At 71.7% G+C, this 26,828-nt stretch carries 24 protein-coding genes and 2 pseudogenes; 6 read left to right on the forward strand and 20 right to left on the reverse strand.

Annotated elements, in window-relative coordinates; genetic code table 11:
• Positions 1 to 16 precede the first annotated feature (16 nt).
• Complete coding sequence (locus H305_RS0116140) at positions 17 to 3,862, forward strand: CHAT domain-containing protein (RefSeq protein ID WP_051370684.1); 3,846 nt, start codon at positions 17 to 19, stop codon at positions 3,860 to 3,862.
• 60 nt (positions 3,863 to 3,922) lie between these two features.
• On the opposite strand, the gene H305_RS46130 is transcribed toward H305_RS0116140, so the two are convergent.
• Positions 3,923 to 4,843 (reverse strand): LysR substrate-binding domain-containing protein, encoded by a 921-nt coding sequence (locus H305_RS46130; RefSeq protein WP_037764159.1) that lies wholly within the window; start codon positions 4,841 to 4,843, stop codon positions 3,923 to 3,925.
• A 133-nt stretch (positions 4,844 to 4,976) separates the two neighbouring features.
• Here H305_RS46130 and H305_RS0116150 point away from each other — a divergent pair, with 133 nt between their 5' ends.
• The 3 genes from H305_RS0116150 to H305_RS0116160 all read left to right on the forward strand — a co-directional run bounded on the left by H305_RS0116150 (position 4,977) and on the right by H305_RS0116160 (position 6,968).
• Positions 4,977 to 5,987, forward strand: coding sequence for an aldo/keto reductase (locus H305_RS0116150; protein WP_028801284.1), 1,011 nt, complete (start codon positions 4,977 to 4,979; stop codon positions 5,985 to 5,987).
• Between the two features lie 31 nt (positions 5,988 to 6,018).
• On the forward strand, positions 6,019 to 6,435 hold the full coding sequence (locus H305_RS0116155; RefSeq protein ID WP_028801285.1) for an SRPBCC family protein: 417 nt from the start codon (positions 6,019 to 6,021) through the stop codon (positions 6,433 to 6,435).
• A 128-nt stretch (positions 6,436 to 6,563) separates the two neighbouring features.
• Positions 6,564 to 6,968 carry a DUF6281 family protein gene (locus H305_RS0116160; protein ID WP_028801286.1) on the forward strand — a complete coding sequence of 135 codons (405 nt, stop codon included), beginning with the start codon at positions 6,564 to 6,566 and terminating at the stop codon, positions 6,966 to 6,968.
• Positions 6,969 to 7,030: 62 nt separating this feature from the next.
• Here H305_RS0116160 and H305_RS0116165 read toward each other — a convergent pair whose 3' ends face one another.
• Together H305_RS0116165 and H305_RS0116170 are read right to left on the reverse strand one after the other, a co-directional pair.
• Entirely contained in the window at positions 7,031 to 8,443 is a 1,413-nt protein-coding gene (locus tag H305_RS0116165; protein ID WP_028801287.1) for an amino acid permease, read from the reverse strand.
• Positions 8,444 to 8,558: 115 nt separating this feature from the next.
• Positions 8,559 to 8,846, reverse strand: a complete 288-nt coding sequence (locus H305_RS0116170; protein WP_028801288.1) for a DUF3040 domain-containing protein — start codon at positions 8,844 to 8,846, stop codon at positions 8,559 to 8,561.
• Between the two features lie 382 nt (positions 8,847 to 9,228).
• Here H305_RS0116170 and H305_RS54820 point away from each other — a divergent pair.
• Positions 9,229 to 9,489 (forward strand): annotated as a pseudogene (locus tag H305_RS54820) (sensor histidine kinase); the annotation flags it as partial.
• Position 9,490: 1 nt separating this feature from the next.
• Here H305_RS54820 and H305_RS0116175 read toward each other — a convergent pair.
• The 4 genes and pseudogenes from H305_RS0116175 to H305_RS0116190 form a co-directional block, all read right to left on the reverse strand.
• Positions 9,491 to 9,865: pseudogene (locus H305_RS0116175) on the reverse strand (cation:proton antiporter); the annotation flags it as partial.
• Positions 9,866 to 10,184: 319 nt separating this feature from the next.
• Positions 10,185 to 11,597, reverse strand: a complete 1,413-nt coding sequence (gene lpdA, locus H305_RS0116180; RefSeq protein ID WP_028801290.1) for a dihydrolipoyl dehydrogenase — start codon at positions 11,595 to 11,597, stop codon at positions 10,185 to 10,187.
• Between the two features lie 91 nt (positions 11,598 to 11,688).
• Entirely contained in the window at positions 11,689 to 12,318 is a 630-nt protein-coding gene (locus H305_RS0116185; protein WP_028801291.1) for an isochorismatase family cysteine hydrolase, read from the reverse strand.
• Between the two features lie 320 nt (positions 12,319 to 12,638).
• Positions 12,639 to 12,905, reverse strand: coding sequence for a hypothetical protein (locus tag H305_RS0116190; RefSeq protein ID WP_028801292.1), 267 nt, complete (start codon positions 12,903 to 12,905; stop codon positions 12,639 to 12,641).
• A 189-nt stretch (positions 12,906 to 13,094) separates the two neighbouring features.
• On the opposite strand from H305_RS0116190, the gene H305_RS0116195 reads away from it, so the two are divergent.
• Entirely contained in the window at positions 13,095 to 13,340 is a 246-nt protein-coding gene (locus H305_RS0116195; protein ID WP_028801293.1) for a DUF2630 family protein, read from the forward strand.
• On the opposite strand, the gene H305_RS46135 is transcribed toward H305_RS0116195, so the two are convergent.
• The 13 genes from H305_RS46135 to H305_RS0116260 all read right to left on the reverse strand — a co-directional run bounded on the left by H305_RS46135 (position 13,328) and on the right by H305_RS0116260 (position 26,248).
• Complete coding sequence (locus H305_RS46135; RefSeq protein WP_078629078.1) at positions 13,328 to 14,365, reverse strand: sugar kinase; 1,038 nt, start codon at positions 14,363 to 14,365, stop codon at positions 13,328 to 13,330. The two genes, H305_RS0116195 and H305_RS46135, sit on opposite strands and share 13 nt — an antisense overlap.
• Positions 14,362 to 15,267, reverse strand: a complete 906-nt coding sequence (locus H305_RS0116205) for an SMP-30/gluconolactonase/LRE family protein (protein WP_078629079.1) — start codon at positions 15,265 to 15,267, stop codon at positions 14,362 to 14,364. Before H305_RS0116205 ends, H305_RS46135 begins: the two co-directional genes overlap by 4 nt.
• Positions 15,264 to 15,896 (reverse strand): bifunctional 4-hydroxy-2-oxoglutarate aldolase/2-dehydro-3-deoxy-phosphogluconate aldolase, encoded by a 633-nt coding sequence (locus H305_RS0116210; RefSeq protein ID WP_028801295.1) that lies wholly within the window; start codon positions 15,894 to 15,896, stop codon positions 15,264 to 15,266. Before H305_RS0116210 ends, H305_RS0116205 begins: the two co-directional genes overlap by 4 nt.
• 25 nt (positions 15,897 to 15,921) lie before the next feature.
• Positions 15,922 to 16,728 carry a hypothetical protein gene (locus tag H305_RS0116215; RefSeq protein ID WP_028801296.1) on the reverse strand — a complete coding sequence of 269 codons (807 nt, stop codon included), beginning with the start codon at positions 16,726 to 16,728 and terminating at the stop codon, positions 15,922 to 15,924.
• A 7-nt stretch (positions 16,729 to 16,735) separates the two neighbouring features.
• Positions 16,736 to 17,881 carry a galactonate dehydratase gene (gene dgoD, locus H305_RS0116220; protein ID WP_028801297.1) on the reverse strand — a complete coding sequence of 382 codons (1,146 nt, stop codon included), beginning with the start codon at positions 17,879 to 17,881 and terminating at the stop codon, positions 16,736 to 16,738.
• Positions 17,878 to 18,615 carry a FadR/GntR family transcriptional regulator gene (locus tag H305_RS0116225; RefSeq protein ID WP_028801298.1) on the reverse strand — a complete coding sequence of 246 codons (738 nt, stop codon included), beginning with the start codon at positions 18,613 to 18,615 and terminating at the stop codon, positions 17,878 to 17,880. The genes dgoD and H305_RS0116225 overlap by 4 nt, the downstream gene beginning before the upstream one ends.
• Positions 18,616 to 18,655: 40 nt before the next feature.
• On the reverse strand, positions 18,656 to 19,426 hold the full coding sequence (locus H305_RS0116230; RefSeq protein WP_028801299.1) for an SDR family NAD(P)-dependent oxidoreductase: 771 nt from the start codon (positions 19,424 to 19,426) through the stop codon (positions 18,656 to 18,658).
• A gap of 62 nt (positions 19,427 to 19,488) precedes the next feature.
• Complete coding sequence (locus H305_RS0116235) at positions 19,489 to 21,588, reverse strand: alpha-galactosidase (protein ID WP_028801300.1); 2,100 nt, start codon at positions 21,586 to 21,588, stop codon at positions 19,489 to 19,491.
• Entirely contained in the window at positions 21,585 to 22,490 is a 906-nt protein-coding gene (locus H305_RS0116240; RefSeq protein ID WP_234020881.1) for a carbohydrate ABC transporter permease, read from the reverse strand. Before H305_RS0116240 ends, H305_RS0116235 begins: the two co-directional genes overlap by 4 nt.
• Positions 22,490 to 23,425, reverse strand: coding sequence for a carbohydrate ABC transporter permease (locus H305_RS0116245; protein ID WP_028801302.1), 936 nt, complete (start codon positions 23,423 to 23,425; stop codon positions 22,490 to 22,492). Before H305_RS0116245 ends, H305_RS0116240 begins: the two co-directional genes overlap by 1 nt.
• A 1-nt stretch (position 23,426) precedes the next feature.
• Positions 23,427 to 24,716 (reverse strand): ABC transporter substrate-binding protein, encoded by a 1,290-nt coding sequence (locus H305_RS0116250; RefSeq protein WP_028801303.1) that lies wholly within the window; start codon positions 24,714 to 24,716, stop codon positions 23,427 to 23,429.
• 115 nt (positions 24,717 to 24,831) lie between these two features.
• Positions 24,832 to 25,083, reverse strand: a complete 252-nt coding sequence (locus tag H305_RS0116255) for a hypothetical protein (protein WP_028801304.1) — start codon at positions 25,081 to 25,083, stop codon at positions 24,832 to 24,834.
• Positions 25,084 to 25,402: 319 nt separating this feature from the next.
• Entirely contained in the window at positions 25,403 to 26,248 is an 846-nt protein-coding gene (locus H305_RS0116260; protein ID WP_028801305.1) for a GntR family transcriptional regulator, read from the reverse strand.
• Between the last annotated feature and the right edge of the window lie 580 nt (positions 26,249 to 26,828).

Genomic DNA, 26,828 nt, shown 5'->3' on the forward strand with positions numbered 1-26,828 from the left:
GAGGATGGTCATGGTGATGACGGAGTCGACATGGGGGTGTTCGAACAACGTGCGGGAGGATCGGGACCGGCTGGTCCGGGCGGTCCATGACCGTGTCCTGCGGTCCGCGACCGCGGACGGGCAGGTGGACCGGGACACCGTGTTCGGCGACGAGGCGGATGCCGAACTGCGGGCTCTGCTGAGAGCCACCGACGCGCGGACGGACATGCAGGCCCGGCACGCGGCCGGCTGGCTCTGCGTCGCCCGTGCCGCGGGCGACCCGGCGGAACACGGCCGGGTCCACGGGTGCATGGCCGGGACCCTGCTCTTCCCGGTGTGGGTGGCCGATCCCGGGCTCGTGCCGCCCGAGTTGGCCGCGAACTACGCAGCCCTCGATCACACGGTGCGCCCGGATCCGGCGAACGCCGACGGACCCGACGAATGGGCGGCCAGTTGCGCCGCGTTCGCGATCGCCGCCGAGGGCAGGCAGCACGATCCGCCGCCCGACGCCTCCGAAGACACCCGCAGGCTCTATGAGTTGGCCACGCGGTTCGGTGCCATGACGACCTCGCGGGAAGTGCAGGTGGCCACCGCGATCGGGTGCGGCACCCTCGCCGTCCTGGCGACGCCGGAAGAGGACCCCGTGCACCTGTCACGGGTCGAGAGCCTGTCGCAGGTGTTGGCCCTCGCCGGGATGTCCTGGCCGTTCGGGGAGCTGAGCGCCGATCCGGTCCGGTCCGGTCACCGTGTCCTCAAGGGCACCCCGTCCGACTCCCCCGACCGGCTGCCGGCCCTGAGCAACCTGGGCATCCGGCTGATGGAGCGCTACCGCCGGTCTTACGACCCGGAGGACCTGTACGAAGCGGCCGGGATCGCCCACGACGTACTGGCCCAACTGCCACCGGGGAGCCCTCATTTCCCGCACTGCTTCAGCACAGCGGGGAGCGCGCTGATGATGCTGCGTCAGCGCGAGGGCGGCACGCCCGAGGAGTACGACGAGGTGGTGGACCTGTTCCGCCGGGCCATGCCCCACGACCCGAAGGGACCGGCGGCCGCGGGCCTCAACCTGGGGCTCGCGCTCGTACTTCGCGCCCAGCGCACCGGCCGGGTGGACGACCTGGACGAAGCGGTCCGGGTGCTGGCCGAGGGGCTCGCGGTGTCCCGGGACCCGCACCAGGGAGCCGCGCTGCGCCGGGCCCTGGGCAACGCTCGGCGCGCCCGCTTCACCATGACCGGCGGCGATCCGGCGGAACTGGACGGAGTAATCGCGCAGTTCTCCGAGACGGCCGGCGCCGCCGGGGAGGTGACGCAGCAGACCGCGGCGCGGCTGCTCGGTCCCGCCATGGCCCTGTACAACCGGTACGAGCGCAACCCGGAGGGGAACGAGGCGGATCTGACCGAGGCGCTGCGGCTCCTGCGGTCCGCCGTGGTGGCCCTGCCACGGGACCACCCGGACCGGCCCGTCGCGCTCGACGATCTCGGTCTCGTGCTGGTCAGCAGCTACGCGCGCACGGGCGATCCGGAGGAGTTGCACGAGGCCGTACGGGCGCACCGGATGTCGGTGGCGCTCACCCCCGGGGGCCACGAGATGCTCGGAGTCCGCCTGCTCAACCTGGGTATGGCACTGGGGGTGCGGCATCTGCTCACCGAGGACGGTGAGGACCTGCGGGAGGCCCGGGAGTTCCGCGACCGGGCCGCCACGCTGCCCGGTCTGGGCCCCGCGCACGAGGCGATGCTGCGGGGTTCGCAGGGGATCAGCCTCATGACGGGCTTCGCGCGCGCCGCTGATCCGGTCGCCCAACTCGACAAGGCGATCGACCGGTTGCGGCAGGCGGTCGCCCTCACCCCGGAGGGCGACCCGCGGTTGCCGCGGCGGCGCCACAACCTCGCGGCCGCCCTCATGTCCCGATGCGGTCAGAGACCGCTGCTCAGCGATGCCCGAGAGGCGCGCGAACTGGCCGACGCGGTCATCGCGGCGCTGCCCCCGGCCTCGCCCGACCTGCCGGGTTCCCTGACGGTCGCCGCGAGTTCGCGACTGCTGAGTCCTCGCACCCTGTGGTCGTCGGCCGCCCGCGACGAGGCCGTCACGCTGTTCCGCCGGGCGGTCGAGCTCACCCCGCCGGGCCATACGCAGCGCACGCCGCGTCTGATGAATCTCGGCAACGTCCTGCGTGACCGGGGGCCGGGACGGCGTCGCCGTCGAGCCGATCTGGCCGCGGCGGCCGCGGTGTTCCAGGAAGCGGCCCGTGAAGAGCAGTGCGCGCCGTCCCTCCGCCTGGACGCGGCGCGTGCCTGGGGCGACGTCCGGGCCGAGCTCGGTGACTGGGCCGGCGCCGTGGACGGCTATGCGCTGGCCGTGGACCTGCTGCACTCGGTCGCTCCACGCCATCTCGCCCGCGACGACCAGGAGTTCCTGCTGAGCCGCACCGTCGGGCTGGGTGCCGCCGCGGCGGCCTGCGCGGTGCGCTGCGGCCGGCCGGGACTCGCGGTCGGTCTGCTCGAACAGGCCAGAGGCGTCCTGCTCTCCCACGCCTTCGACGCCGACAGCGATCTGACCCGGCTCCGGGAGACGGCCCCGGAGCTCGCCGACCGGTTCGAGCGACTTCGCGATGCCTTGGACACGGCCACCGACAGCCGGGCCCAGGCCTTCCTCGCGGAAGGCCCCCTGAACCACGGGCGGGAGGCCGACGCGCAGGCGGACCTGCGGCAGCGGCTGGCCGTCGAATGGCGGGAGCTGACCCGACGCATCCGTGTCGACCATCCCGAGCTCGGGCTGCTGCGCCCGGTGCGGGAATGGGACGAGCGGGAGCTGCGCGCCACGGCGGCGGCGGGCCCGGTGGTCCTGGTCAACGTCTCCCCGTACGGCAGCGACGCGCTGATCGTCGGCGCGCACTCCGTCGACGCCGTACCCCTCCCCGGGCTGAACCCCGAGAAGGCGGCGAACCGGAGGCAGACCTTGCAGGAGGCGCTGCTGCGTCTGGAGACGCCCGGAATCTCCCTCTCCGCGTCCCAGCGCGCACAGCACGTCGTGCGCGACACGCTCGCCTGGCTGTGGCGGGCGGTCACCGGCCCCGTCCTCGACCACCTGGGCGTCCCGGCCGCACCCGCCGGACCGTTGCCCCGCATGTGGTGGTCGCCCGGTGGGGTCCTGGGCACCCTGCCGCTGCACGCCGCCGCCCCCGAAGGGCAGGCGCCGGGTGCGCTGGACCGGGTCGTCTCCTCGTACACGCCGACGCTGCGGGCGCTGCACCACGCCCGACAACGCGCCGCCCGCCCGGCCGGCACCGGGGCGCTCGTCGTGGCCGTCGGCGAGGTCGCCGGGCTGGCACCGCTGCCCGCCGCACGCCGTGAGGCCGAGCACCTTGCCCGGCTGCTCTCCGCCCCCGAGGTGCTGACCGGCGCGTCCGCCACGCGTGCGGCCGTGCTCTCCGCCCTGCCCCGGCACGCGTACGCGCACTTCGCCTGTCACGCCCTGGGCGATATGCGACGCCCGTCCGGCAGCAGGCTCGTCCTGCACGACGACACCGAACGCCCGCTGACCGTACGTGACTTGGCCGGGCTCCGGCTGCCGTCGGTGCGGCTCGCCTATCTCTCCGCGTGCAACACGCTGCGCACCAGCCCGGAACTCGCCGACGAGGCGGTCCACATCGTCAGCGCCCTCCAGATCGCGGGCTTCCCCCAGGTCGTCGGATCCCTCTGGCACGTCGACGACACGATCGGAGCCGGTGTCGCCAAGAACGTGTACGAGGCCCTCAGCACGGGTGACGGCACGCTGGACGTCACCCGGACGGCGCGGGCCCTGCACTCCGCCGTGGGCGCGCTGCGCACCGCCTACCCCCGGACCCCGAGTCTGTGGGCCTGCCAGGTGCACGCGGGGCCCTAGCTCTCGGTGGCACCGCGTGGTCCCTCGCCGGGACACCCCGCGCGCGGCTCCGGCGTCGCGTCACTTCTCGACCGCGTCCCCCTCCCCGTCCTCGCGGGCTCGCAGGACGGTCGTGCGGAAGGAGGCGACCACGGGCCGCAGATCGATGCGGTGCCAGGCGGCCCACAGGCGGACGGAGGCGTCGAACCAGGGGAGCTCGCGCACGGCCACCCCCTGTGTCCGGCCGCGTGTCATGCTCTCCTGCACCAGGGCGACGCCCAGTCCGGAGGCGACCAGGCCGATCGCGGTGAGCGGATCCGGGGCCGCGAGCCGGATGTCGGGGGTGAAGCCGGCCGCCGCGCAGGAGGCGATGAAGCCGTCCCGCCAGGTCACGTCCTGGCTGTTCTCGACCGCGATCCAGGGCTGCCCGTCCAGGTCCTCGGGCCGGATCTCCGCCTGTCCGCCGAGGGGATGGCCGGTCGGCAGGGCCAGCAGCAAGGGGTCCGCCGACAGGGGCGCGGACTCCAGGTCGGGATCGTCGTCGGCCGGCGCCTCCGGGACGAGGGCGATGTCGAGGCTGCGCTGTCTGAGGCCCTCGAACTGCTGCGCCGCGGTCAGGTCGTAGAGCGCGACATGGATGCCGGGGCGATCGTCGTGCAGATCACGCAACGCGCGCGGCAGGACGCCGGTGTGCATGGCGTCCCCCACATATCCGATGCACAGGCCTCCCTCCTCGCCCCGGCCGAGGCGTCTGCCGAGGTTCTCCAGGCGGTCCGCGTGCCTCAGCAGGGCCTCGGCCTCGGACAGGAAGACCCGTCCGTCGGAGGTGAGCCGGATCCGCTGCTGGCTGCGCTCGAACAGGGTCAGACCCAGGTTCTTCTCCAGTTGGGCGATCTGCCGGCTCAGCGGCGACTGGGACATGTGCAGCCGCTCGGCGGCGCGGCCGACGTGCTCCGCCTCCGCGACGGCCACGAAATAGCGGAGTTGCCGCAGGTCAAGCATGTAAGACCTCTCAGGACTCAAGTGTGTCCAAGCAAGTCTTGGACAGTCTCAATTCCTGATCCTAACCTCGACAGAGCAAGAGCCGCGGAACAGCAGAAACCGCGCAAAAGACGTACGGAATGGGAACTACCTCATGGGCATCAAGTCCTTCCTGCCGGGCTCCCTCGGCTTCGGTACCGCGCCGCTGGGCAACATGTTCCGCGACATCCCCGACGACGAGGCCTCGGCCACCGTCCACGCCGCCTGGGACCACGGCATCCGCTACTTCGACACCGCTCCCTTCTACGGCGCGGGCCTGTCGGAGATCCGCCTCGGTGAGGCGCTGGCGGACCGTCCGCGCGACGAGTACGTGCTCAGCACCAAGGTGGGGCGCCTCGTCCTCGACGAGCTGGAGGACCCCGCCTCCCGCGAGCTGGGTGAGAAGGGCGGTCTGTTCGAGCACGGCCGCCCGAACAAGATGATCAACGACTACTCGGCGGATGCGACACTGCGCTCCATCGAGGACAGCCTCCGGCGTCTGCGGACGGACCGGCTGGACATCGTCTGGGTGCACGACGTCGCACAGGACTTCTACGGCGACGAGTGGCTCGCCCAGTACGAGGAGGCCCGCACCGGCGCCTTCCGCGTCCTGCAGCGGCTCCGCGACGAAGGCGTGATCCGGGCCTGGGGCCTGGGCGTCAACCGCGTCGAGCCCCTGGAACTGACGCTGGACCTGGACGAGCCGCGCCCCGACGCCTTCCTGCTCGCCGGGCGCTACACCCTCCTCGACCACGACCGGGCGCTGGAGCGGCTGCTGCCCGCCGCGGCCGCGCGGGACGTCGACATCGTCGTCGGCAGACCGTACAGCTCCGGCATCCTCGCGGGCGGTCGCCACTACGAGTACCAGGTGGCCCCGGCGGCCGTCGTCGCGAAGGTCGAGCGCCTCAAGGCCCTGGCGGCCGAGCACGGTGTCGGCATCAAGGCGGCCGCCCTCCAGTTCGCCCTCGCCCACCCGGCGACCGCCGCCGCCGTCCCCGGGGCCACCCGGCCGAGCCGTATCGCCGAGGACGTCGCCGCGCTCCGCGAGACCGTGCCGGCCGCCTTCTGGGCGGCACTGCGCGAGGAGAAGCTCATCGCGCCCACCGCCCCCGTCCCCGCTCTCTGACCTCACCCGCCCCTACCCCGGAGGCATCGCCATGGCCACCACTCGTGCATCCGTCGACATCCCTCGCAGCGCCGACCGCGTCTGGGACCTGATCGGAGGCTTCGGCTCGCTGCCCGACTGGCTCCCCTACATCCCCCAGAGCGATCTCGGCGAAGGCGGTCGCGTCCGGACCCTGACCAACGAGGACGGCGGTGTCATCGTCGAACGCCTCCAGGCCTTCGACCAGGAGGCGCGCAGCTACTCGTACGCGATCGAGCAGGCACCCTTCCCCGTCATCGGATACCTCTCCACCCTGACCGTCCACGAGGGGCCGACGGCCGGCACCGCGCGGGTGGAATGGTCAGGCTCGTTCACTCCGGCCGGCGTCAGCGACGCCGAGGCCGAGGAGCTCTTCCACGGCATCTACACGGACGGGCTCGCCTCGCTGCTGCGGACGATGACCTCCTGACGGCTCCGGCGGCCGTCCGATCGAACAGAAACGGCCGCCGCGGCGTCGAAGTCCCTGAGGAGGGCGATGCCGTCGCCCTCCGTGCAGGCCCGAGAAGCCGGAGCGGACGCTCCGCGAGGAGGCACACCATGACATTCCTGTTCCCGACCGCACGGACCGCGGCGGTGTGGACGCTGCCGGCAGCGGTCCTCGCCGCCCTGTGCGTCGCCTGCACGTCGTCGAGCGGGGACGACGGCACCGAGGGAGCGTCCTCGTGCGCGGCTCTGGTCCAGTACCAGGACCGCACGTACACGGGCACCGAGGTCGGGAACTTCAGGATCGGGGACGCGCTCGGTGCCGCCACCCTTCCGCCGTGCGACGACACCGGCGACCTCGACCACGCGACGCCGACCCCGACGACGGCCTACGCGATCGAGGGCGTGGACCCCGCGGTCGCCGTGGCGCTGGAGCATTCGCCCGACGGCGTCGTCTACGTCAACACCGCTTCCGGCAGGAGACTGCCGGAGATCAAGAAGATGATCAAGGGCTCCTGAACCCGTCGCACCGGTGCGGAGGTTCGCGGTTCGTCCTCCGCACCGGCCGGCAGGCGCCTTCCCTATCGACCGGCCAGCGCCGACCGCTTGTACGAGTAGCCGGCGTAGACGGCGACGCCGATGACGAACCAGACGGCGAACCGCACCCAGGTCTGCCACTGCAGGAACGTGATCAGCCAGATCGAGAAGACGATGCCCAGCGCCGGCACGAACGGCATCCACGGTGTGCGGAAGCTGCGCGGGAGGTCAGGCTGCCGGTAGCGGAGCACGATCACCGCGGCGCAGACGACCACGAAGGCCAGCAGGATGCCGATGTTGGTCAGTTCGGCCGCCTCGTTGATCGGCAGGAACCCGGCGATGGCCGCCGAGGCCACCCCGACGATCCAGGTGACGCGGGTCGGCACGTGCCGCGTCGGATGGGTCTTCGCGAACCACTTGGGCAGCAGGCCGTCCCGGGACATGGCGAACCAGACCCGGGTCACGCCCAGCATGAAGGTGAACATCACGGTGAGAATGCCGATGATCGCGCCGACCGCGATGACGTCCGCCAGCCGGTTCAGGCCCACCGACTGAAACGCCGAGGAGAAGCCGCTCTCCTTGTCGATCTCCTTGTAGTTCTGCATGCCGGTCAGCACCAGACAGGCCAGCACGTACAGCACCATCGCGATGACCAGCGAGTAGATGATCGCCTTCGGCATGTGCCGCTGCGCGTCCTTGGACTCCTCCGCGGCCGTCGACATGGCGTCGTACCCGAACACCGCGAAGAACACCGTCGCCGCGCCGGTGAACGCGCCGCTGATCCCATAGGGGAAGAACGGGTGGTAGTTGGCGGTGTTGATGTGGAAGAAGCCCACGACGATCACCACCAGCACCACGATGACCTTCAGCGCCACGACCACGGTCTCGAAGCGGGCCGCGCTGCGGATGCCCTGCGTCAGCAGCCAGGCGATCAGCAGGCACAGGATCGCGGCGAACAGGTCGACGCGGTGTCCGGAGCCGGTGCCGGGAGCGCCCAGCATCCAGTCGGGAAGGTCGGCTCCCATGTCCTCGACGAGGAAGCTGAAGTAGCCGGAGATGCCGATCGCGACCACCGCCACGATCGCCGTGTACTCCAGCAGCAGGTCCCAGCCGATGAACCAGCCCGCGAACTCGCCGAGCACGGCGTAGCCGTAGGTGTAGGCCGAGCCCGCCTTCGGGATGAGTCCCGCGAACTCGGCGTACGAGAGTGCCGCGGCGGCGCTCGCGACACCGGCGATGAGGAACGACACCAGCACCGCGGGTCCGGCCGTGCCGTTGGCCACCGTGCCGGCGAGGGTGAAGATGCCCGCGCCGATGATGCCGCCCACGCCGATCGCGGTCAGCTGTACCAGGCCGAGCGACCGCTCCAGCCCGGGGCCCTCGGCGATCTCGGTGTCCTCGATGTGCTCAATGGGTTTGCGCCGGAGAATGCCTTCGCCCATTCGGAGCCTGGCCATACGCCTCACCTCTCCACCAACGGCAAACGGCTGACGGCGGATCATGATGGCTCAGGGGGCGTACGGACGGAAGACGCCACGCAAGAGTGCGCCGCAGACCGGGGCGCCCCGGGCATCAACGGCCTGGGGACCGCCCTCGCCCTCCGGGTGCCCGGTACGGATCGAACAGGGACGCGGCGATTCCCAGGAGGACCAGTCCCGCGGCGACGAGCAGTCCGTACGGGAGGACCAGCCCCGTGGGCAACGCGACCACGGCGGCCGCCAGCATCCACCAGGCGCCGGCCCGCCGTCCTCCCCCGGGACGGACGGTGCGCCCGTTCACCGGCACTCGTGCCGAGCGCGGACCGTCCCTCCCGAGCTGCGCCTCGAGACCGGCCAGACCTTCTTCGTCGTACTGGGACACGGCTCTTCCTCCCCGGGACCGACAGCATCTGAAAACGCAGAACGGCTCAAGTCCGCGGGCCGGCCGGGCCGATCGTCACCGCTCGGCCGACCACCTCTGCGCCACGACCCACATTCAGGATTTCTTCCCCCCTCGGGCCGCCGCCAGTAGGCCCGGCCCCCATCTCTTCGGGCTCCCGACCCCCAGGACTTCGGCTCGCCGCGGGGGACCCCCTGCCTCGGAATTGGGTGCTGTCACGGATGGCGCTCGTCCTGAGCAGGACACACGCTGGTCCTGGAAGTCCGTCGCAGTGCGCCAGGAGCCCACCAGTTCACGTCCCGCCTCTCCCCGGTGCGGAAGGGACCCGGCGGCTCGGCGGCTCATGGCTGGGAGGAGAGACGCGGTGCCCCTGTTCTGGCGGATCTTCTTGTTGAACGCCGTCGTGCTCGTCGCCGCGGCCGCTCTGCTGCTGGGCCCCGTCACCGTCTCCACTCCGATCCTGCTCGTCGAGGCCGCGATCCTCACCGGCGGCCTGGCGGCCATGCTCGTCGCCAACGCGCTCCTGCTCCGCCTGGCCCTGGCTCCGCTACGACGTCTGACCCGGGCCATGACCACGACCGATCTGCTGCGCCCGGGACGCCGTCCCGCGGTGAGCGGGCACGGGGGAGGACACCGGCGAGCACCAACGCCTCGCGCAGTCCCCAGCCGAGGGCGAAGCCGAAACCCAGACCCGCGCCCACGTTCAGCAGCAGATAGATCCCTCCGGCGGTCGGCAACCGCCGTCCTCCGCTCCTGAGGTCGTCGAGATGGAACTCCAGCCCCAGGTAGAAGAGAAGAAGGACCAGCCCGAGCGCGGACAGCATCTCGAAGTCGCGGGCGTCCTCGACCAGGACCACACCGGGTGTGTGCAGGCCGAGCAGGACGCCGGCGAGCATGAACAGGGGGATGGTCGGCAGCCCGATCCTTCCCCCGAGCCGGGCGAAGAACGCCGCGGCCAGGAAGGCCCCCCCCATGGCGAGCAAGGTGTCGGCATGCCCCACGGGTCACCACCCTCCACGGCGGCGGGACCAAAGAGAACGCCGTAGGACGACAGTCGCTCCCCGCCGCGGCGGCACGGGCGACCCGGACCTGATCACCGGCTCAGCCGCTCCTCGAGCGCCCCACGGCCGAACGCGCAAAGGCGCCAGGGACCTCACGCCGGGCGGCAGCCCGACGTCACCGCCACCCTCGCACGCCGCCGGTCCTCCTCACCATCCGTGCCGACACCCATTCACGGCCGCGTCCGACACCCATGCCGCAGCCGCTTCCCGGGCGGGGCGGAGCATGGCGCACAGGGGCCAGGGGTGTGAGCGCCGGCGTTCACATGTTGATCATGTGGCCGGCAAGGCCGTGGACCGCCTCCTTGACCGCCTCGCCGAGAGTCGGGTGGGCGTGGACGTTGCGGGCGACCTCGTGGACGGTGAGATCCCACTGCTGAGCGAGGGTCAGCTCCGGGAGCAGTTCCGTGACGTCCGGGCCGATGAGGTGGCCGCCGACGAGCTCGCCGTGCGTGGTGTCGCAGATCAGCTTCACGAAGCCCGTGGTGTCCCCGAGGCCGTGGGCCTTGCCGTTGGCCGTGAAGGGGAACTTCGCCACCTTCACGTCGTAGCCGAGGTCGCGGGCCTGGGCCTCGGTGTATCCGAAGCTGGCGATCTGCGGCCGGCAGTAGGTGGCTCGCGGGATCATCGCGTAGTCGAGTTCCATGGTCTCCGCCTCGGCCAGCGTCTCGGCGGCGACCACGCCCATCGCCTCGGCGGCGTGCGCGAGCATGAGTTTCGCGGTGACGTCGCCGATGGCGTACAGATGCGGGACTGATGTGCGGCAGCGGCCGTCGACGTCGATCGCACCCCGTTCGGTGACCCTCACGCCGGTGTTCTCCAGACCGTATCCGGTCACGTTCGGTGCGAAGCCGATGGCCTGGAGGACCTTGTCCGCCTCCAGGACCTGCGGGGCGCCGTCCTTGCCGGTGACGGTCACACGGACCTGAGGGCCGGACTCGTCGATGGCGTCCACGCGGGTCGAGGTGAGCGTGGTGATACCCAGCTTGCGGTACTGGCGGGCGAGTTCGGCGGAGACCTCGGCGTCCTCCAGCGGGGCGAGGCGGTCGAGGAACTCGACGACGGTGACCTTCACTCCGTAGTTGTGCAGCACATACGCGAACTCGATGCCGATCGCTCCCGCGCCCGCGATGATGATCGACTCCGGCAGGTCCTCGGCGAGGATCTGTTCCTCGTAGGTCACCACCCGGGACGTTCGGCGAGTGCCGGGCAGCAGCTTCGGCGTGGCGCCGGTGGCGATGACGCAGTGGTCGAATCCGATGGTGAGGGTGTCGCCGTCGTAGCCCGCCACCTGGAGGGTGTGCGGGTCGAGGAAGGTGCCGCGGCCGTCGATCTCGGTGATCTCGTTCTTCTTCATCAGGTAGTGGACGCCCCGGACGCGTCCGTCGGCGACCTTGCGACTGCGGCGGTACGCCTCGGTGTAGTCGAAGGAGACCTGCCCGTCGACCCGGAGGCCGAAGGTCTTCGCCTCACGGGTGACGACATGGGCGAGCTCTGCGTTGCGCAGCAGGGCCTTCGTGGGGATGCAGCCCACGTTCAGACAGACGCCGCCCCAGTACTTCTCCTCCACGACGGCGACGCGTTTGCCCAACTGGGCGGCGCGGATCGCGGCGACGTAGCCACCGGGACCGGCTCCGAGCACCACCACGTCGAAACGTTCGTCCAGCTCGACCATCGTGGCTCCTCCCGTTCCTCGCTCATGTCGTCGCTGCGACTGTAGGCCGCGTCCCGGGCACGGCCGGGTTCCGGCGCGAGCGGATGGACCGTCAGGACGCGTCCCGTACGGCCGTGACGAACGTGTCGGTGGTGAGGATGGCGTGGGCGTAGGCCGGGCCGTTCAGTTCGAAGGTCGCCTGCATCTCCTCGGGGCGGAAGGCGGCGATGGCGTCCTTGACGAGGGTGACGTGATAGCCGAGCTCCTGACCGAAGCGGGCGGTGGTGTCGATGCAGGTGTTGGCCCGCATGCCGATCAGCACGATGTGCGAGATGCCGTGCTGTTTCAGCTGGAGGTCGAGATCGGTGTTGGCGAAGCCGCTGGACGACCAGTGCTCGTGCACGACGATCTCGCCCTCCCCCGGCTCGAAGTCGGGGTGGAACGTCCCGCCCCATGAGCCCTTCTCGAAGATCTTCGTCTCCGCGGCCCGGGCCTGGGAGAAGGAGAGGTGGGCCCAGCCGTCGTAGTCGCCCGGAGCGGTGCGACGGTGCGGGACGAAGAAGGTGCGGATCCCGGCGGTGCGGGTGGCGGCGAGGACTTGGCGCATGTGGTCGAGCAGCCGGACGCTCTCGGCCACCTCTTTCGCGCGCGGCCACAGTTTTCCGCCCTCGGACAGGAAGTCGTTGTAGGGGTCGACCACCAGGAGAGCGGTGCGGGAGCTGTCGTAACCGTCAGCGGTCATGGTCTGTGCCTCGTCTCTGGCTCGACTCCGGCTCTGGCTCTGGCTCTGGCTCTGGCTCTGGCTCTGGCTCTGGCATACGAGCGGTCCGGGGCCGGAGTCCGTGGCGGTTCCAGGGCGGAGACGCGGGGGGAACGGCGGACTCGGGACCGGCCGCGCGGGCAGGCAGCGGCGGACGTCAGCTCATTGACAGATTACGTCGGCACCGTCCGCCCCGCGCTCGCACACCGGCCCCACCCCGATGCGCCCGCCGAGCCCCGGTGCGCACCCTCCCGAGGGCGACAGCCACCGCGGGCGGGGGCCCGCGCCCGCGGCCGAGCGCGTCAGGGGGCGTCGCCCCGCCACTCGTACGTGCGGCTGCCCGACGACCTCGGCGCGTACGTGGCGTGGCCGCCGGGGCCGTACCGCCCTATCTCCGTGGGCAGGACGACGGCGCGCCCGGCCTCGTGGTCCGGCCTGTCGGTGACATCGAGCAGCAGACCGTCCAGCGGGCCGCCCACCAGCTCGACGTACGCCCGGCCGCTCCGGGGGCCGGGATCGTCGTGGTCCGCCCCGTAGACCCGTCCTCGCATGAACTCCAACTCGTCCATGATCTGCAGCATCGCATCCGGCACTGACAACGCGCCCCGGAGCGGGACGCCGCTCCGTGTGCCGGCGGGGACAACCCGTGGCACGGACGCCCCCGGGCTCCGGGCGGTCCGCCTCACCGGCGGTCCACGGGTGAGCCGGACCGCCGACTTCTCCGTACAGTGAGGGAGTGTCCTAGGAGGCGTACCGACATGGATCAAGAGCAGATCCTCAGCAGGATCACGGCCATGGTGGACGACGAGCGGCGGCTGCGGGAGGCCATCGAGGCCGGCCGGATCGACAGCCGCACCGAACAGGAACGGCTCGGGGAGCTGGAGCGCCAGCTCGACCAGTGCTGGGACCTGCTGCGCCAACGGCGCGCCAAGGCCGAGTTCGGCGAGAACCCCGACGAGGCGCAGGTCCGCCCTTCCTCGGAGGTCGAGGGCTACCTGGGCTGACCGCCGCGGGCCAGGAGCGGACGGTCGCCGGGCGCGGCAGGAGCCGGCTCGACGACGTGCGCGGACCACTCCTCGTTCGACAGTCCGAGCAGTCGCTCCGTCTCCTCCCGGCCGGGCAGTGGCCCCCGGTCCGCCGAAACCGTGAGGGCGGAGGACGCCGTGACGTGGCCCAGGCGGAGCGCGCGCGGCAGGGGTGCGCCGCGGAGCAGGCCCGCGAGGAAACCGGCCGCGAAGGCGTCACCGGCGCCGACCGTCTCCACGACCGTCGTCCGCAGCGCGGGCACTGTGTGCACCGCCGCGTCGGTGAAGGCACTGGCGGCACGGGCCCCGTCCTTGACGACGACGACGCGTGGATGCGGGAGCAGGGCCCGTACGTCCGCCGCCGTGAGGTGCATGCCCCAGAGGTCCTGCGCCTCGTCGAGGCCGACGAAGACGACGTCGGCACGGTCGGCGAGTTCACGGAGCACGGTGGGGGCCGCCCCGTCGGGCCACAGGGCGGCGCGATGGTTGACGTCGAAGCTGACGGCGTACGGCCGCGCCGCGGGTGGGCAGGTGAGCGCCCGGGTGACGAGTTCGCGGCAGGACGGCGACAGGGCCGGGGTGATGCCGGTGAGGTGCAACAGCGTGGCCCCGCTGACGGGTTGACGGACCAGCAGGTCGGGTCCCAGGGCGGACGCGGCGGAGCCGTTCCGGTAGTACCGCACCTGTGTTCCGCTGTGTCCGGGGTCCTTCAGCAGCAGGCCGGTGGGACGGTCGGCGTCGGTGCGCACATGGGACACGTCGACGCCTGCCGCGGCGACGGTGGCGCGGACCCGGCTGCCGAGCGGGTCGTCGCCGAGCGCCGAGAGCCAGATGCTGGGGATGCCGTGGTCGGCCAGGTACATGGCGACGTTGGACTCGGCTCCCGCCACCGACAGACTCAGGTGGGTGGCGTCGTGCAGGGGACGGAGCGGGTCGGGGACCAAGGCCGCCATGGTCTCGCCGACGCAGACGACGGGCCCCGGGGCCGGGCGCCAGCGGGTCATGACGGCTCCCGCGGGTCGGAGGGGGTGCGTGGCGCGTGTGGTCGATAGGCGGGTGCCGGTGTCCCCGGCACGTCGACGCGGAGGGTGAACACCGCTCCGTCTTGGGAGCCGGGTGCGGTCAGTCCGATGCGGGCGGTGGTGACATGGAGGACGTCGTCGACCAGGCACACACCCGCGGGGCAGCTCGCGGGCAGCCGCAGGAGGCGGTCTGGTGTGCCGTCCGGCAGATACCGGCGCACGGTCCCGGTCCCCCAGAGCGCGATCCACACTCCGCCCTCGACGTCGACCACCATGCCGTCCGGGCTGCCTTCGTCGACGGCGACGAACGTCTCCGGGCTTCCGAGGTCGGCCGTCTCCGGGGAGACCGGGAAGCGCCGGACGATGCCGCGGGCGCTGTCGGCCAGGTACATGGCGCTGCCGTCGGGGGTGAAGGCCGGGCCGTTGGGCACGGTGATTCCGTCCAGGACGCGTACGGTCGTGCCGTCGTGGCCGACCCGGTACAGGGCGCCGGCGCCCTCGTCGGCGTCGTAGGACATGCTGCCCGCCCAGAAGCGGCCCGTGGGGTCGGCCGATGCGTCGTTCATGCGCATGCGCGGGACGGTGTGCTCTTCCGGGCGGGCGAGCCAGCTGACGGTGCCGTCCGGACCGATCAGGCAGATGCCGGTGCCCGCGGCGGCGATCCAGGCGCCCGGCCGGCCGGCGACGGGGGCGACGGCGCCCAGCGGGACGGGGAGCCGGACCAGGGTCCGCAGGCCGGCCGTCGGATCGTCGGGCGCCGCGAGGAGACGGCCGGAGAGGATGTCCACCAGCACGACGTCCGTGCCGGTCCAGCGGATGCCTTCGCCGAGTTCCAGCCGGTCCGGCCGGGTGGCACGCAGGCCCGGGGTGACGTCGCCGGTCACGGTGTCACCTCCCGTACGACGGCGCGGAAGGCGCGGGCCCGGTCCCTCAGCGCGGGGAGGCTGCCGCCGTCGGCGGCGTCGCCCACGAGGGGGGACCCGACGCCGACTGCGGTCGCGCCCGCCGCGAGACAGGCTCGGGCGGCCGCCTCGTCGACTCCGCCCACCGGGACGAACGGCGTTTCGGGGAAGGGACCGCGCAGCGCCTTGAGATAGGCCGCTCCCCCGGCCTGGGCCACGGGGAAGACCTTCAGTGCGTCCGCGCCCATCGCCCGGGCGGCGATGATCTCGGTCGGGGTGAACACGCCGGCGAGGACGGGCAGGCCGAGGTCCCGTGCCGCGCGCACGCCGTCCCCCAGGCCGGGGGTGACGACGAAGTTCGCGCCCGCGCGGTGGGCGGCGCGTGCGTCGTCGGCCGTCAGGACCGTACCGGCACCCAACGGCCGTTCGGGGCCGAGCACTTCACGGGCACGGGCGATGACCGTCAGGGCGTCGGCTCCGCTCAGCGACACCTCGACGAGCTCGACGCCTTCCTCGGCCAGGGTGAGCACGGTGTGCAGTGCGGCGTCGGCGTCGCCGCCGCGCACGATGGCGACCAGGCGCTGGGCGGCCAGGGCAGCGGGTAGTTCCACGGACGAAGCTCCTCGGTAAGGTGGTTCACAGGCAGTGGCATGCGGAGCCGACGGTGAGCCGCCAGCGCACCTCGCCGGTGGCCGGGACGCGGACGGCGTCCGTGGGCCCGGCGTCGGCGAGGTCGAAGGTGCGGCCGAGCATCGGCTCGACGCCCGTACTGCGATAGGGACTCGGCCGGGGGAAGCCCCCGAGGTTGCGCCACAGGGCGATCGACACCGGGTGTCCCTCGGCCCGCACCGCGAAGCTCAGCCGGTCGCGGCCGTCGTGGACACAGCACCACGGGGCGTCCACCACGGCGCCGACAGCGGTGCCGTCGTCAGGACCGAGGCGGTCGAGGGGCAGTCCGTGCGGTGCCGGCCACGGGCCCTCGATCCACGGTGCGCCGGCGGGCCAGGGCCGGTGCAGCAGCGGACCGGCTTCGGGGAACAGGCGGGTGCTCGCACCGGAGTTCATGTGGACAGTCGCGTGCGGGGACAGATCGAGCAGGGCGTGCGCCGCCCAGACGAAGCGGTAGCCCGGCTCCGCGGTCAGGCGGTAGTCGGCGGTGACACCTTCGGGTGCGGAGCGGATGGTGCGGCCGAGGGCGAAGTCCGCGCAGCGCACGTGGTGGGTATCTCCGTCCTGGGTCCAGCGGCGCGACCAGGCGTCTCCGTGGTCGGGATCGCCGCGGACCGTGGGGATGCATTCCTCCAGGCCGCCCGCGTCGACGAACGCGTCGCCGGGCGAGACCTCGTGGCGTTCCGGTGCGCCGCGACGCCAGAGCCATTCTCGGCCGTGCGCGCGCAGGGAGGTCCAACGACCGCCGTGCGCTGGGTCGGTGAGCACGTCCACGGGGTCGTCACCACTCCGCGAAGGAGCCGTCGGCGTGTCGCCAGACCGGGTTGCGCCAGGCGTGTCCCGAGCGGTCGGCGGCCCGCACGGCCGCCTCGTCCACGGTGATGCCGAGGCCCGGTGTGTCGCCGCGGTGCGCGTGACCGTCGACGAAGCGGAAGGGCTCGGGGTCGGTGACGTAGGAGAGCAGGTCCGCGTCCTTGTTGTAGTGGATGCCGCGGCTCTGCTCCTGGATCAGGAAGTTCGGTGTGGCGAAGGCGACTTGGAGGCTCGCGGCAAGTGCGATCGGCCCGAGGGGGCAGTGCGGGGCCAGTTGGGCGCCGTAGGTGTCGGCGAGTGAGGCGATGCGGTGGACCTCGGAGATGCCGCCCGCGTGGGAGAGGTCGGGCTGGACGACCGCGACGCCGGCGGTGAGAGCGGGCAGGAACTCGCTGCGGGAGTAGAGGCGTTCGCCGGTGGCGAGCGGTACGGAGCTCGTGGCGACGAGACCGGCCAGCAGGTGGCTCTGCTCGGGGAGGACCGGTTCCTCGACGAACAGGGGGTGCAGGGGCTCGATCTCGGTCAGCACGCGGCGGGCGCTCGCGGCGGTGAAGCGGCCGTGGAGGTCGACGGCCACGTCCCGGTCGGGGCCGAGCACGTCGCGGGCTGCTGCCACCCGCGCGACGACGGCGGCCGTCTCGGCGGCGGTGGCGATCGGGGACGTGGCTCCGGCGCCGTTCATCTTGACCGCGGTGAAGCCGGCTTCCACCTGGGCCGCTATCTGCTCGGCCAGTTCGGTGGGTGCGTCGCCGCCGACCCACGCGTAGACCCGGACGCGATCGCGTACGGGGCCGCCCAGCAGGGCGTGCACGGGTGCGCCGTAGGTCTTGCCCGCGATGTCCCACAGGGCCTGGTCGAGGCCGGCGACCGCGCTGGAAAGCACCGGGCCGCCCCGGTAGAAGCCGCCCTTGGTGAGGACCTGCCAGTGGTCCTGGATGCGCAGCGGGTCCCCGCCGATCAGATGCTCGGCGAGGACGTCGACGGCGGCCCGGACGACCTCGGCGCGTCCCTCGACGACGGGTTCGCCCCAGCCGACGACTCCGTCGTCGGTCTCGATCCGGCAGAACAGCCAGCGTGGCGGGACCAGGAAGGTTTCTATGCGGGCGATCTTCACTTGCCGCCGGTGCCTTTCGTGTCATCGGAGCCGTCGATCCGGTCGAGATCGCGTCCGGCCTGTTCGAGGAGGGCGTGCATGGCGGCCTCGGCGGCCTGGGGGTCCTGGTCGCGTACGGCGTCCAGGACGGCGCGGTGGGCCGGTACCGGATCCTCGCTGTGCGGAGAGCTGTGCACGAGCCGGTCGCGCTGGGCGAGGCCGGACTCGATGACCATTTCCATGCGCTCGAGGAGTTCGTTGTGGGTGGCCGTGAGCAGCGCCCGGTGGAAGGCGAGGTCGGCGTCGACGGCGTGCGCGGCGTCGGCGTCGTGCTCCCCCATCGCCGCGAGGGCTTCGTCCAGGGCGGCGAGGTCGTCGTCGGTGCGGCGCTCGGCGGCCAGGCGTACGGCGGCCGGCTCGATGATGGAACGGACCTCGGCGAGGTTGCGCAGCAGCGCGTGGTCGGCGCCGGTGGTGGTGCCGCCCTCGAACTGCCAGCGCAGCACGTCGGCGTCGAGCAGGTTCCAGTCGGCGCGGGCTCGCACGAACGTGCCGCGTTTCTGGCGTGCGTCGACCATGCCTTTGGCGGCCAGCACCTTCAGGGACTCGCGCAGTGCGGTGAGGCTGACGTCCAGTTCGCTCTGCAGCGCGACGAGGTCGAGCGTGGCCCCCTCCGGGATGTCGCCTCCCAGGATGCGGCGGGCGAGTGCTTCCACGGTCTGGCCGTGCAGTCCGCGGCGGGCGTAGGGCGTCATGGCGTAGTGCCTTTCTCCTCGGGTGTGAACGCTGCAATGATCACGCGGATGCCTTGACGACGCTCCACCCTCCGTCGACGACGAGGTGCGCTCCGGTGATGAAGGAGGCCTCGTCGGCGCCGAGGAACGCGATGGCGGCGGCCACCTCCTCGGGAGTGCCGAATCTTCGGGCCGCCGTCTCGGCGACGCTGCGCCGCCGGTCCTCGGGCGGTACCCGGTCCCAGGCGCCGGTGAGCACGGGGCCGGGCAGGACGGCGTTGACCCGCACCTCGGGCCCGTACTCGACGGCGAGCTGGCCGCACAGGGAGAGCAGGGCGCCCTTGGAGGCCGCGTACGCGGGGTGTCCGGGCAGGCCTCTGTGTGCGTGGACCGACGAGGTGAGGACGACGGATCCGCCGACGGTGCGCAGGTCGGGCAGGACGGTCTTGAAGCCGATGAAGGATGCGGTGAGATTGACGGCGAGCTGCCGCTCCCAGGACGCGAGGGACATCCGGTCGGCCGGGGTGACGTCGACGGTGAACGCGTTGCTGACCAGCACGCCGACAGGTCCGTAGGTGTGGGCGGCGTCCGCGATCCGCCGCCAGTCCTGCTCGGCCGAGACGTCGGCGGTCACGAAGGCGGCCGTGCCGCCGTCCTTGGTGATGCGCTCGGCCACCGCCCGGCCGCGCTCCTCGGCGATGTCGGCGAGGACCACGGCGGCGCCTTCCCATGCCAGGCGTTCGGCGGTGGCGGCGCCGATGCCGGAGGCGGCGCCGGTGATCACGGCCGTTCGGCCGGTGAAGCGGGCGCCGTGCCGTCGTGACGGGTCCATGGTGTGGTTCGGCTCCTTGGTCGGGGGTGGTGGGACGGGTGGCGGGCGCGGGTGCCGGTGATCTAGTGACGGGTCAGCACCACCAGTTCGGCGTCGTGGTCGGCGCTCCACGCCAGGGGCAGTCCGTAGTGCAGCAGGTGTGCGCCGCTGTACGCGGTCGTGGACGCGGCGTCCGTGTAGGCGGCGGTGGGGTCGAGCCCGCGCAGCCGCAGCCGGGCGGGGCGGCCGGGCACGAGCGGGGCGCCGTCCAGCCGTCCGGTGCTGAAGGCGGCGACGACGACGCGGCGGCCGTCCTCGGCGTCGTACTGCACTCCGCAGGTGGCGTCCCGCACCGTGCCGAGCAGGCGGGCCTCGCCGTGGTGCACGACGTCGCGGACCTCCTTGTACCGGCTGATCCAGCCGGCCGCCTCGGCGAGTTGGCCCGGAGTCCAGTGGCGCAGGTCGGCGCCGACGCCGAGTACTCCGCACATGGCGGTGACGAACCGGAAGGCGAGGCTGCGCGGTCGCGGGTCGAAGACGCCGCGGGCGTCGGTGACCCAGGAGCTCATCACGTGCGGTGCGTGCGCGTGCAGGAAGCCGTACTGGATGGCAAGGCGGTCCAGCGGTGCGGTGTTGTCGCTGGGCCAGACGACGTCGGTGCGGGCGAGGGTGGTGTGGTCGATGCGGCCGCCGCCGCCCGCGCAGCCCTCGACGGTGACGTCGGGGTGGGCGGTGCGCAGATGGTCCAGTACGCGCAGGTATCCGCGGACGTGTTCGGCGTCGAGGTCCAGGTGGTCCGCGGGACCGGCTCCCGGTCGGCCGCGTTCGGTCGGCGGCCGGTTCATGTCCCACTTCAGATAGCTGATGTGATGGCCGGTCAGCAGCTTGTCGAGGGTACCGAGGACGAACTCCTGGACGTCGGTGCGGCCGAGGTCGAGCAGAAGCTGGTTGCGCACCCGGCGGGCGGGGCGGCCGTCGATGCGATAGACCCACTCGGGGTGCTCGGCGTACAGACGGCCGGCCGGGCTGACGGCTTCCGGTTCGATCCACAGTCCGAAGTCCAGGCCCAGGGCCCGCACGTCGTCGACGAAACGGTCGAATCCGTCGGGAAAGGCCGCCGGGTCGGGCGCCCAGTCGCCCAGTCCTCCGGTGTCGTCGGCGCGGCCGGTGAACCATCCGTCGTCCACGACGAACAGCTCGGCCCCGATGTCCGCGGCCGCCTTGGCCAGTTCCAGCTGGCTCGCGGCGTCCACGTCGAAGCCGGTGGCCTCCCAGGAGTTGTAGAGGACCTTGCGGGGGCGGCGCAGTCGTCCGCCCGCGAGACGTCGTTCGTAGCGGTGCCAGACGCGGGACAGGCCGTCGAGGCCGTCCGAGCTGAAGGCGCAGGCGAGGCGGGGTGTGGTCAGGGTGTCCCCGGGGGCGAGCCGTACCGCGCCTTCGTGCGGTACGCGGCCGGCCCGCACCCGTACCGTGCCTCCGGGTTCCGCCTCCGCGGCGATGTGCCAGTTGCCCGCCCATTCCAGGGCGATGCCGTACGTGGGGGCGGGCGCTTCGCGCGGTGCGGCCGCGTCCTGGACGGCGAGCCAGGGCGCGTACGCGTGTCCTGGTACGCCCTGGGTGCTGCCCATCGTGAACGTGCCGCGGGTGAGGTCGAGTTGGGTGTGCTGAAATTCCTGCGACCACTGGCCGGTGAGGTACGTCAGCCGGGCCCCTTCGGTGACGGGGACGGTCACGGCGGCCGAATCCAGCCGTTCCAGGCGCAGTTCTTCCTCTCCCGTGCAGGTCAGTTCGGTCCACCGGTGGATGACGTCGGTTTCCGGCACGGTGGCGTAGCACAGGGTCGTGCGCAGGCCCAGGAGCTCGTCGGTGAACGTCAGCCGCAGTGCGCCGGGTTCCTCGACGGCGCCGTCGAAGGTCCACCACACGCCTCGTTCCCCACCCGGTCGCGAGGCGATGAGGTCGGCGCCGGTGAAGGGCCGCAGTCCTTGCGGCAGGTATTCGGCGGGGGCGGCGTCGGCGGGGGTGATGAAGTGGGTGCGGTGCGACCAGTCCAGCGCCGACGGTCCATGCTCGGCGCCGTGCGGCCCCCATGCCTCCAGTTCGGCCCACGGGCCGTCCGGGGAGAGCCGCACGGTGTAGCCGGTGCGCTCGGTGCGCAGCGTCCAGCGCTGGGATGTCGTCACTTCACTGCTCCGAGGTTGAGTCCGGCCACGAAGTGGCGCTGGAAACGGAGGAACACGGCCACGGTGGGGGCGGCGGCGATGACGGATCCGGCGGCGATCACGTTCCACATGGACACGTACTGTCCCTGAAGTCCGATGAGGGCCGCGGTGATCGGCATCTTGGTGTCGCTGCGCAGCACGGTGATGGCCCACAGCAGGTCGTTGAAGATCCAGGTGAAGGACAGGGCGCTGAGCGCGGCGAGCGCGGGCCGGGTGAGCGGGAGGATGATGCGCCAGAAGATCTGCCAGGGTCCGGCGCCGTCGACGACGGCGGCCTGCTGGATCTCGGCGGGGATCGCCCGCATGAAGCCGTGCAGGACGAAGACGTAGAAGCCGACGCCGAAGCCGATCTGCACGCCGAGCAGGGCGGGCAGGGTGTCGTACAGGCCCATCAGCTCGCTGAGCTTCGACACCGGGATGAGCAGGATCTGCGGGGGCAGCAGATTGCCGCCGAGCATCAGCAGCAACAGGGAGCGGCGGAAGGGCATTTCGAAGCGGCTGAGGGCGAACGCGGCCATGGCGGCGAGCGCGAGGGTAACCGCGACGCAGGGGACGGTGACGACCAGGCTGTTGATCAGAGCGCGCTGCTGGCCGCCGTCGGACCAGGCCTGGTGGAAGTTGTCCAGGGTGAAGGAGTGGGGCCGGCTGCCCAGACCGTGTGCGGCGATGTCGTTGAAGGACCGCAGACTGGTCACCAGGACCAGGGCGATGGGCAGCAGCCACAGCACGGCCAGTGTCCCGGCGCCGAGGTGGAAGCCGGCCGTGGCGGCCCGCCGGCGGCGCAGTGCGGTGGCGGACGTGCGGGAACGGGGAGCGGACGTGCGGGGACGGGAGGCGGACGCGCGGGGCTGGGTGGCGGACATCAGTCGGCCTCCCGGAAGGCGCGGACGAGATAGGAGGCGATGACGCCGAAGGCCAGCAGGAAGATGACGACGGCCAGGGCGGAGCCGTATCCGAGGCGCAGTGACTGGAACGCGGTGGAGTACATGTAGGTGCTCAGCAGTTCGGACGAGTGGTAGGGGCCGCCCCGGGTCAGCGACCACACCACGTCGAATGAGCGCAGCGAGTCGATGATGATCACGGACAGCACGACGGCGTTGACGCTGCGCAGTTGAGGGAGCGTCACATGGCGAAAGCGCTGGAGGCGTCCGGCGCCGTCGACCTTGGCCGCCTCGTAGAGTGCCGGGTCGATGCCTTTGAGGCCTGCGAGGTAGAGGACCATCACGTAGCCGATCTGGCGCCAGAGCGCAGGCACGATCACCGCGTACAGGGCGGTGTCCTGGTCGGCGAGCCAGGCGTGACGCAGGCCGCCGAGGCCTATCCCGTCGAGGAGTTGGTTGAGTACGCCGTCGGGCTGGTAGATGGCCTGCCAGACGAGGGCGGTGGCGACGAGGGAGAAGACGACGGGCAGGAACAGGGCCGCGCGGTAGAAGCCGATGCCGCGGCGTTCCTGCTGGAGCAGCAGCGCGGCGCCGAGGCCGAGGAGTGCGGACAGTCCGCCGAACAGCACGAGCCACAGGACGGTGTGGCCGACGGCGCTGCGGAAGATGTCGTCCCCGGCCATCTCACGGAAGTTGTCGAGACCGACGAACTTCGGCGCTGACACGCCGTCCCAGCTGGTCAGAGCGAGGTAGAAGCCCTGAAGCGCGGGCCAGAACACCCACACGGCCTCGGCGAGAAGGGGGATGAGGACGAAGGCGAGCACGAGCGGGGGTGTGCGCCGGGGGCCCCGGCCCCGACCGCCGCGGGGCGGGGTCGGGGCCGGGGTCTTGCGTCGGGTGGCGGTCAGGACGGCCATGTCAGGCGTTCCAGATCTTCTGGGCGTCGCGCTGCCAAGTGGTGAGGATGCTCCCGACCTCCTTGGGCTTGGCGAGGAACTTGGTCAGCGCGGTGTCGGCGGTGGGCTGGAGGGCGTCGCTGGAGTCGCGGTTGAAGAACTGGGTGATCTCCGCGGCCGCCTCGATGTGCTTGCGGCCCTTCTTCACCAGCGGGGTGCCGGCGTCCTTCGCGTCGGGGTGGCACGGCAGGACGGTGCCGGAGGAGCCCTTGATGTAGATCTCCTGCGCCTGCGGTGTGGCGAGGTATTCGAGCAGGCCGGAGACCTGCTCGTGGCGTCCGGTGCGGGCGCTGGCGAAGTAGCCGTCGGTGGGCGCTTCCTCGGCGAGGGGCACCTTCGGGTCGATGACGGGGAAGCGGAAGAAGTCGATGTCGTCGAGCGCGTCCTTGGGGGCGGCGTCGGCGAAGAAGGTGCCGATCAGCATCATGCCGCTGCGGCCGTTGAGCAGGGAGGTCGTGGCGTCCTGGAAGGCGACGGCGGTGCCGTTCGGGTCGAAGAAGGGCAGCACCTCCTGCCAGCGGTCGAAGACCTTGCGCACCTCGGGGTCGTCGAAGCGGTGCTCTCCGGCGAGCAGCCGGCGATGGTACTCGGCGCCGTTGATCCGTATGTCGAGGTAGTCGAACCAGGCGGAGGCGACCCACGCGGTGTTGCCGCCGGCGCCGAGCCCGATGGGGTCCACGCCCTTGGACTTGAGCTTGTCGCACAGGTCGAGGAACTCGTCCCAGGTCGAGGGTTCGCTCACACCCCACTTGGCGAAGTTCGACTTCCGGTAGAACATGCCCCACCAGTAGTAGGTGGTGGGCACGAAGACCTTCTTGCCCGACGTCGCGGTGCACAGCGTGTGCAGCGCCTTGGAGTAGCGCTTGAGGTCGGGTGAGGAGTTCCAGACGTCGTCGAGGCCGAGGAGCAGGTTCTTCTTGGCGTAGGCGTCGGCGACCGAGCCGGGGTACCAGGTGTACACGTCCGGCGGGTTGGCGGAGGTCAGATAGGTCGGCAGCTGGGTGCGGAAGGTCTCGGCGGCGACGGTGTTCAGGCTGACCTGTCCGGAACCCTTCTTGCCGTAGGCGGCGACCATGTCCTGCATGGCGGCCTTGGCCTGCGGTGCCGACAGGTTGGACTGGAGGGTGACCGCGCCCTTCGAGGAGGTCTTGGATGAGGAGCTGGAGGTGACACAGCCGCTGAGCAGCGCCGCCGTCCCGGTGGCGCCGAGTCCGGCGAGCACGTGCCGTCGGCTTGGCTGATGGTTCGTCATGAGGGTCTCCCTGCGGATCCCCGCGCCGGGGGCGGCCCTCCTGACGGCCGGTGCCCCGCTCGCGGCGGATCCAGGTTCGCGTGGCTCTCCCGCCACGTCAAGATTAATTACTAATTTATTTGAACTGGTTGGCGTGAACGCGTCCGTCGACTCCCCGGAACGCGGCCTCGATCGAGCCGTGCGGGCCGGCGACTTCCACGAGCGCGCCGTCGAACGCGGCACTCGGGAACTCCTGGCGCTTGGTCCGGCCCCGCCGGGCGCCGTCCTCGTGACGCTGCCGCCAGAGCGCACAGGCGGCGGCCGTCGCGGACGCCGGGCGGGTGGTGCGTGATCGGGTCGGTCTGAGTGCGGGTGAGCGTGGAGCCACTTGCCTCTCCCGGAGGTTGGGAAGCAGAGGGGGACGCGATGCGGGCCGCGCGGGGCCGGCGGCATCACGGCGACGACTGTGGCCCGGAGCCGAAACCCTGTCAAGATTAATTACTAATTTAATAGAAGCCGCTCGGGTCGGGGGCACTCCGACGAGCCGAACGCCGAGGTGACGGCGATCGGCAGGCCGGATGCCGGCAGGGCGACCGCGCGCGGTCCGCGCGCACGGCGGGCGGTGCGGCGACGGCGGCCCGCGCACGTCAGTGCGACACCGCGGGGCCGGTCACCCCGCTCCGCCGCCGATGTGAACTGCCCGCAAGTCAGGGGGCGTTCTGCACTTCACCACGCGTGGAGAACGTGACGGGTTCTCCCGGCATGATGTCGCCCGGCGGTATTCCGGGGTGGTGGCCGTCGCGCGGTGACGGGTGCTCGGTGCGCGGGCCCAGCGTCAGCCGGGAGACGATGCGATAGCGGTCCCCGCGGTAGAGCGAGTGCACGTACTCCACCGGCCGGCCCTGAGCGTCAGAGGTGAGGCGTTCGAAGAGGAGGGCCGGCGAGAGTTCCGGTACGTCGAGCAGGTCCGCCTCGCCGCGGGTCACCACGGTGGGCTCGATCGCCTGCACCGCCTCGCCGACCTGGATGCCGTGGCGTCGGCCGAGGTGCTCGTACAGGTCGCCGTTCTCCAGTTCGTCACTGGTCAGGTCCGGGACCAGATCCGCGGGGATATACAGGTACTCGATCGCCATCGGAGACCCGTCGACCAGGCGCAGACGCGCGACGTACCGGATCCTGGCCGCCGGCGAGACGCGCAGCTTGCGGCCCACTCTGGCGCCCGCCGACTGCGTGCTCACCTCGAGGAGCCTGCTGGTCCACTCCCCCACGGCCTGGGGCAGGCTGAAGGTCCGGCTGCCCTGGACCAGTTCCTGAGTGATCTTCTCGCTGGCCACGAACACGCCACGGCCGTGCTCGCGTACCAGCAGCCCGGCGACGACGAGTTGGTCCACCGCCGCCCGCAGCGTGGGCCGGGACACCCCCAGCTCGGCGCAGAGGGCGCGCTCGGAGGGAATCGCGTCTCCCGGCCGGCGCTCCTCGACGAGTGCGAGGACGGCGTCGCGCACCTTCTCGCGCTTGAGTACCGCGCGGGAGGCTGCGGGGTCGATCTCCATGCAGGACTCTCGTTCGTCGTTGGGAGAGGTGCCGGTGCGGCCCTGACCATAACTGGTCTGCTGGTAAACCGACTTTAGCCGGGCTCGGCGTACGCGAACCAGCCCACCAGCCGGTCGGGCACCCACCAATTTCCTTTGCTTGAGGGGTACTTGACGGCCACATTGGTCTATGCCACCTTCGTCCGAGGCCGACTGGTAAACCGTCGGCCGGTCAACTGGTCAAGTGTGGTGTGTAGTTTCCCTCCAGCCCCCCAGAGGTGAACCATGCGATACCGCTCGCCCGCCCATGGTGTGCCCGAACGGCCGGGAGCCGCGACGCCCTGGTGAACTCGGCCGGCTCGTGGCACCGCGGGCTCGACGACCCGTGTCCGCAGGGCGCTGAGCGCCGTGCCCGCCGCGGGACGGCCCACTGCTTTCACACGGATCCCCTTGAGCTCTGTCACTCCTTGAAGGCCCCCGAAGGGACCGCCCCGTCCTGGTCCGAGGCCCACGCGCCACGCCCGCCGACGTGTTCCACGCCCAGCGGCTCAGCGCGCCCGAAAACGCTCCGGAAACCCCCGACCCTCCCGCCGGACGCGGG

Source organism: Streptomyces sp. 142MFCol3.1 (assembly GCF_000424945.1).
In the GTDB taxonomy this organism is placed as follows: domain Bacteria; phylum Actinomycetota; class Actinomycetes; order Streptomycetales; family Streptomycetaceae; genus Streptomyces; species Streptomyces siamensis.

Bases quoted from the DNA above. Each gene is read 5' to 3' on its own strand.
- H305_RS0116165 (WP_028801287.1), bottom strand. From the start codon at position 8,443: ATGGCCAGGCTCCGAATGGGCGAAGGCATTCTCCGGCGCAAACCCATT.
- H305_RS0116225 (WP_028801298.1), bottom strand. From the start codon at position 18,615: ATGACGCCCTACGCCCGCCGCGGACTGCACGGCCAGACCGTGGAAGCA.
- H305_RS0116245 (WP_028801302.1), bottom strand. From the start codon at position 23,425: ATGGCCGTCCTGACCGCCACCCGACGCAAGACCCCGGCCCCGACCCCG.
- H305_RS0116230 (WP_028801299.1), bottom strand. From the start codon at position 19,426: ATGGACCCGTCACGACGGCACGGCGCCCGCTTCACCGGCCGAACGGCC.
- H305_RS0116190 (WP_028801292.1), bottom strand. From the start codon at position 12,905: ATGGACGAGTTGGAGTTCATGCGAGGACGGGTCTACGGGGCGGACCAC.
- H305_RS0116150 (WP_028801284.1), top strand. From the start codon at position 4,977: ATGGGCATCAAGTCCTTCCTGCCGGGCTCCCTCGGCTTCGGTACCGCG.
- H305_RS0116155 (WP_028801285.1), top strand. From the start codon at position 6,019: ATGGCCACCACTCGTGCATCCGTCGACATCCCTCGCAGCGCCGACCGC.
- H305_RS0116250 (WP_028801303.1), bottom strand. From the start codon at position 24,716: ATGACGAACCATCAGCCAAGCCGACGGCACGTGCTCGCCGGACTCGGC.
- H305_RS0116160 (WP_028801286.1), top strand. From the start codon at position 6,564: ATGACATTCCTGTTCCCGACCGCACGGACCGCGGCGGTGTGGACGCTG.
- H305_RS46130 (WP_037764159.1), bottom strand. From the start codon at position 4,843: ATGCTTGACCTGCGGCAACTCCGCTATTTCGTGGCCGTCGCGGAGGCG.
- H305_RS0116185 (WP_028801291.1), bottom strand. From the start codon at position 12,318: ATGACCGCTGACGGTTACGACAGCTCCCGCACCGCTCTCCTGGTGGTC.
- H305_RS46135 (WP_078629078.1), bottom strand. From the start codon at position 14,365: ATGACCCGCTGGCGCCCGGCCCCGGGGCCCGTCGTCTGCGTCGGCGAG.
- H305_RS0116140 (WP_051370684.1), top strand. From the start codon at position 17: ATGACGGAGTCGACATGGGGGTGTTCGAACAACGTGCGGGAGGATCGG.
- H305_RS0116240 (WP_234020881.1), bottom strand. From the start codon at position 22,490: ATGTCCGCCACCCAGCCCCGCGCGTCCGCCTCCCGTCCCCGCACGTCC.
- H305_RS0116195 (WP_028801293.1), top strand. From the start codon at position 13,095: ATGGATCAAGAGCAGATCCTCAGCAGGATCACGGCCATGGTGGACGAC.
- lpdA (WP_028801290.1), bottom strand. From the start codon at position 11,597: ATGGTCGAGCTGGACGAACGTTTCGACGTGGTGGTGCTCGGAGCCGGT.
- H305_RS0116260 (WP_028801305.1), bottom strand. From the start codon at position 26,248: ATGGAGATCGACCCCGCAGCCTCCCGCGCGGTACTCAAGCGCGAGAAG.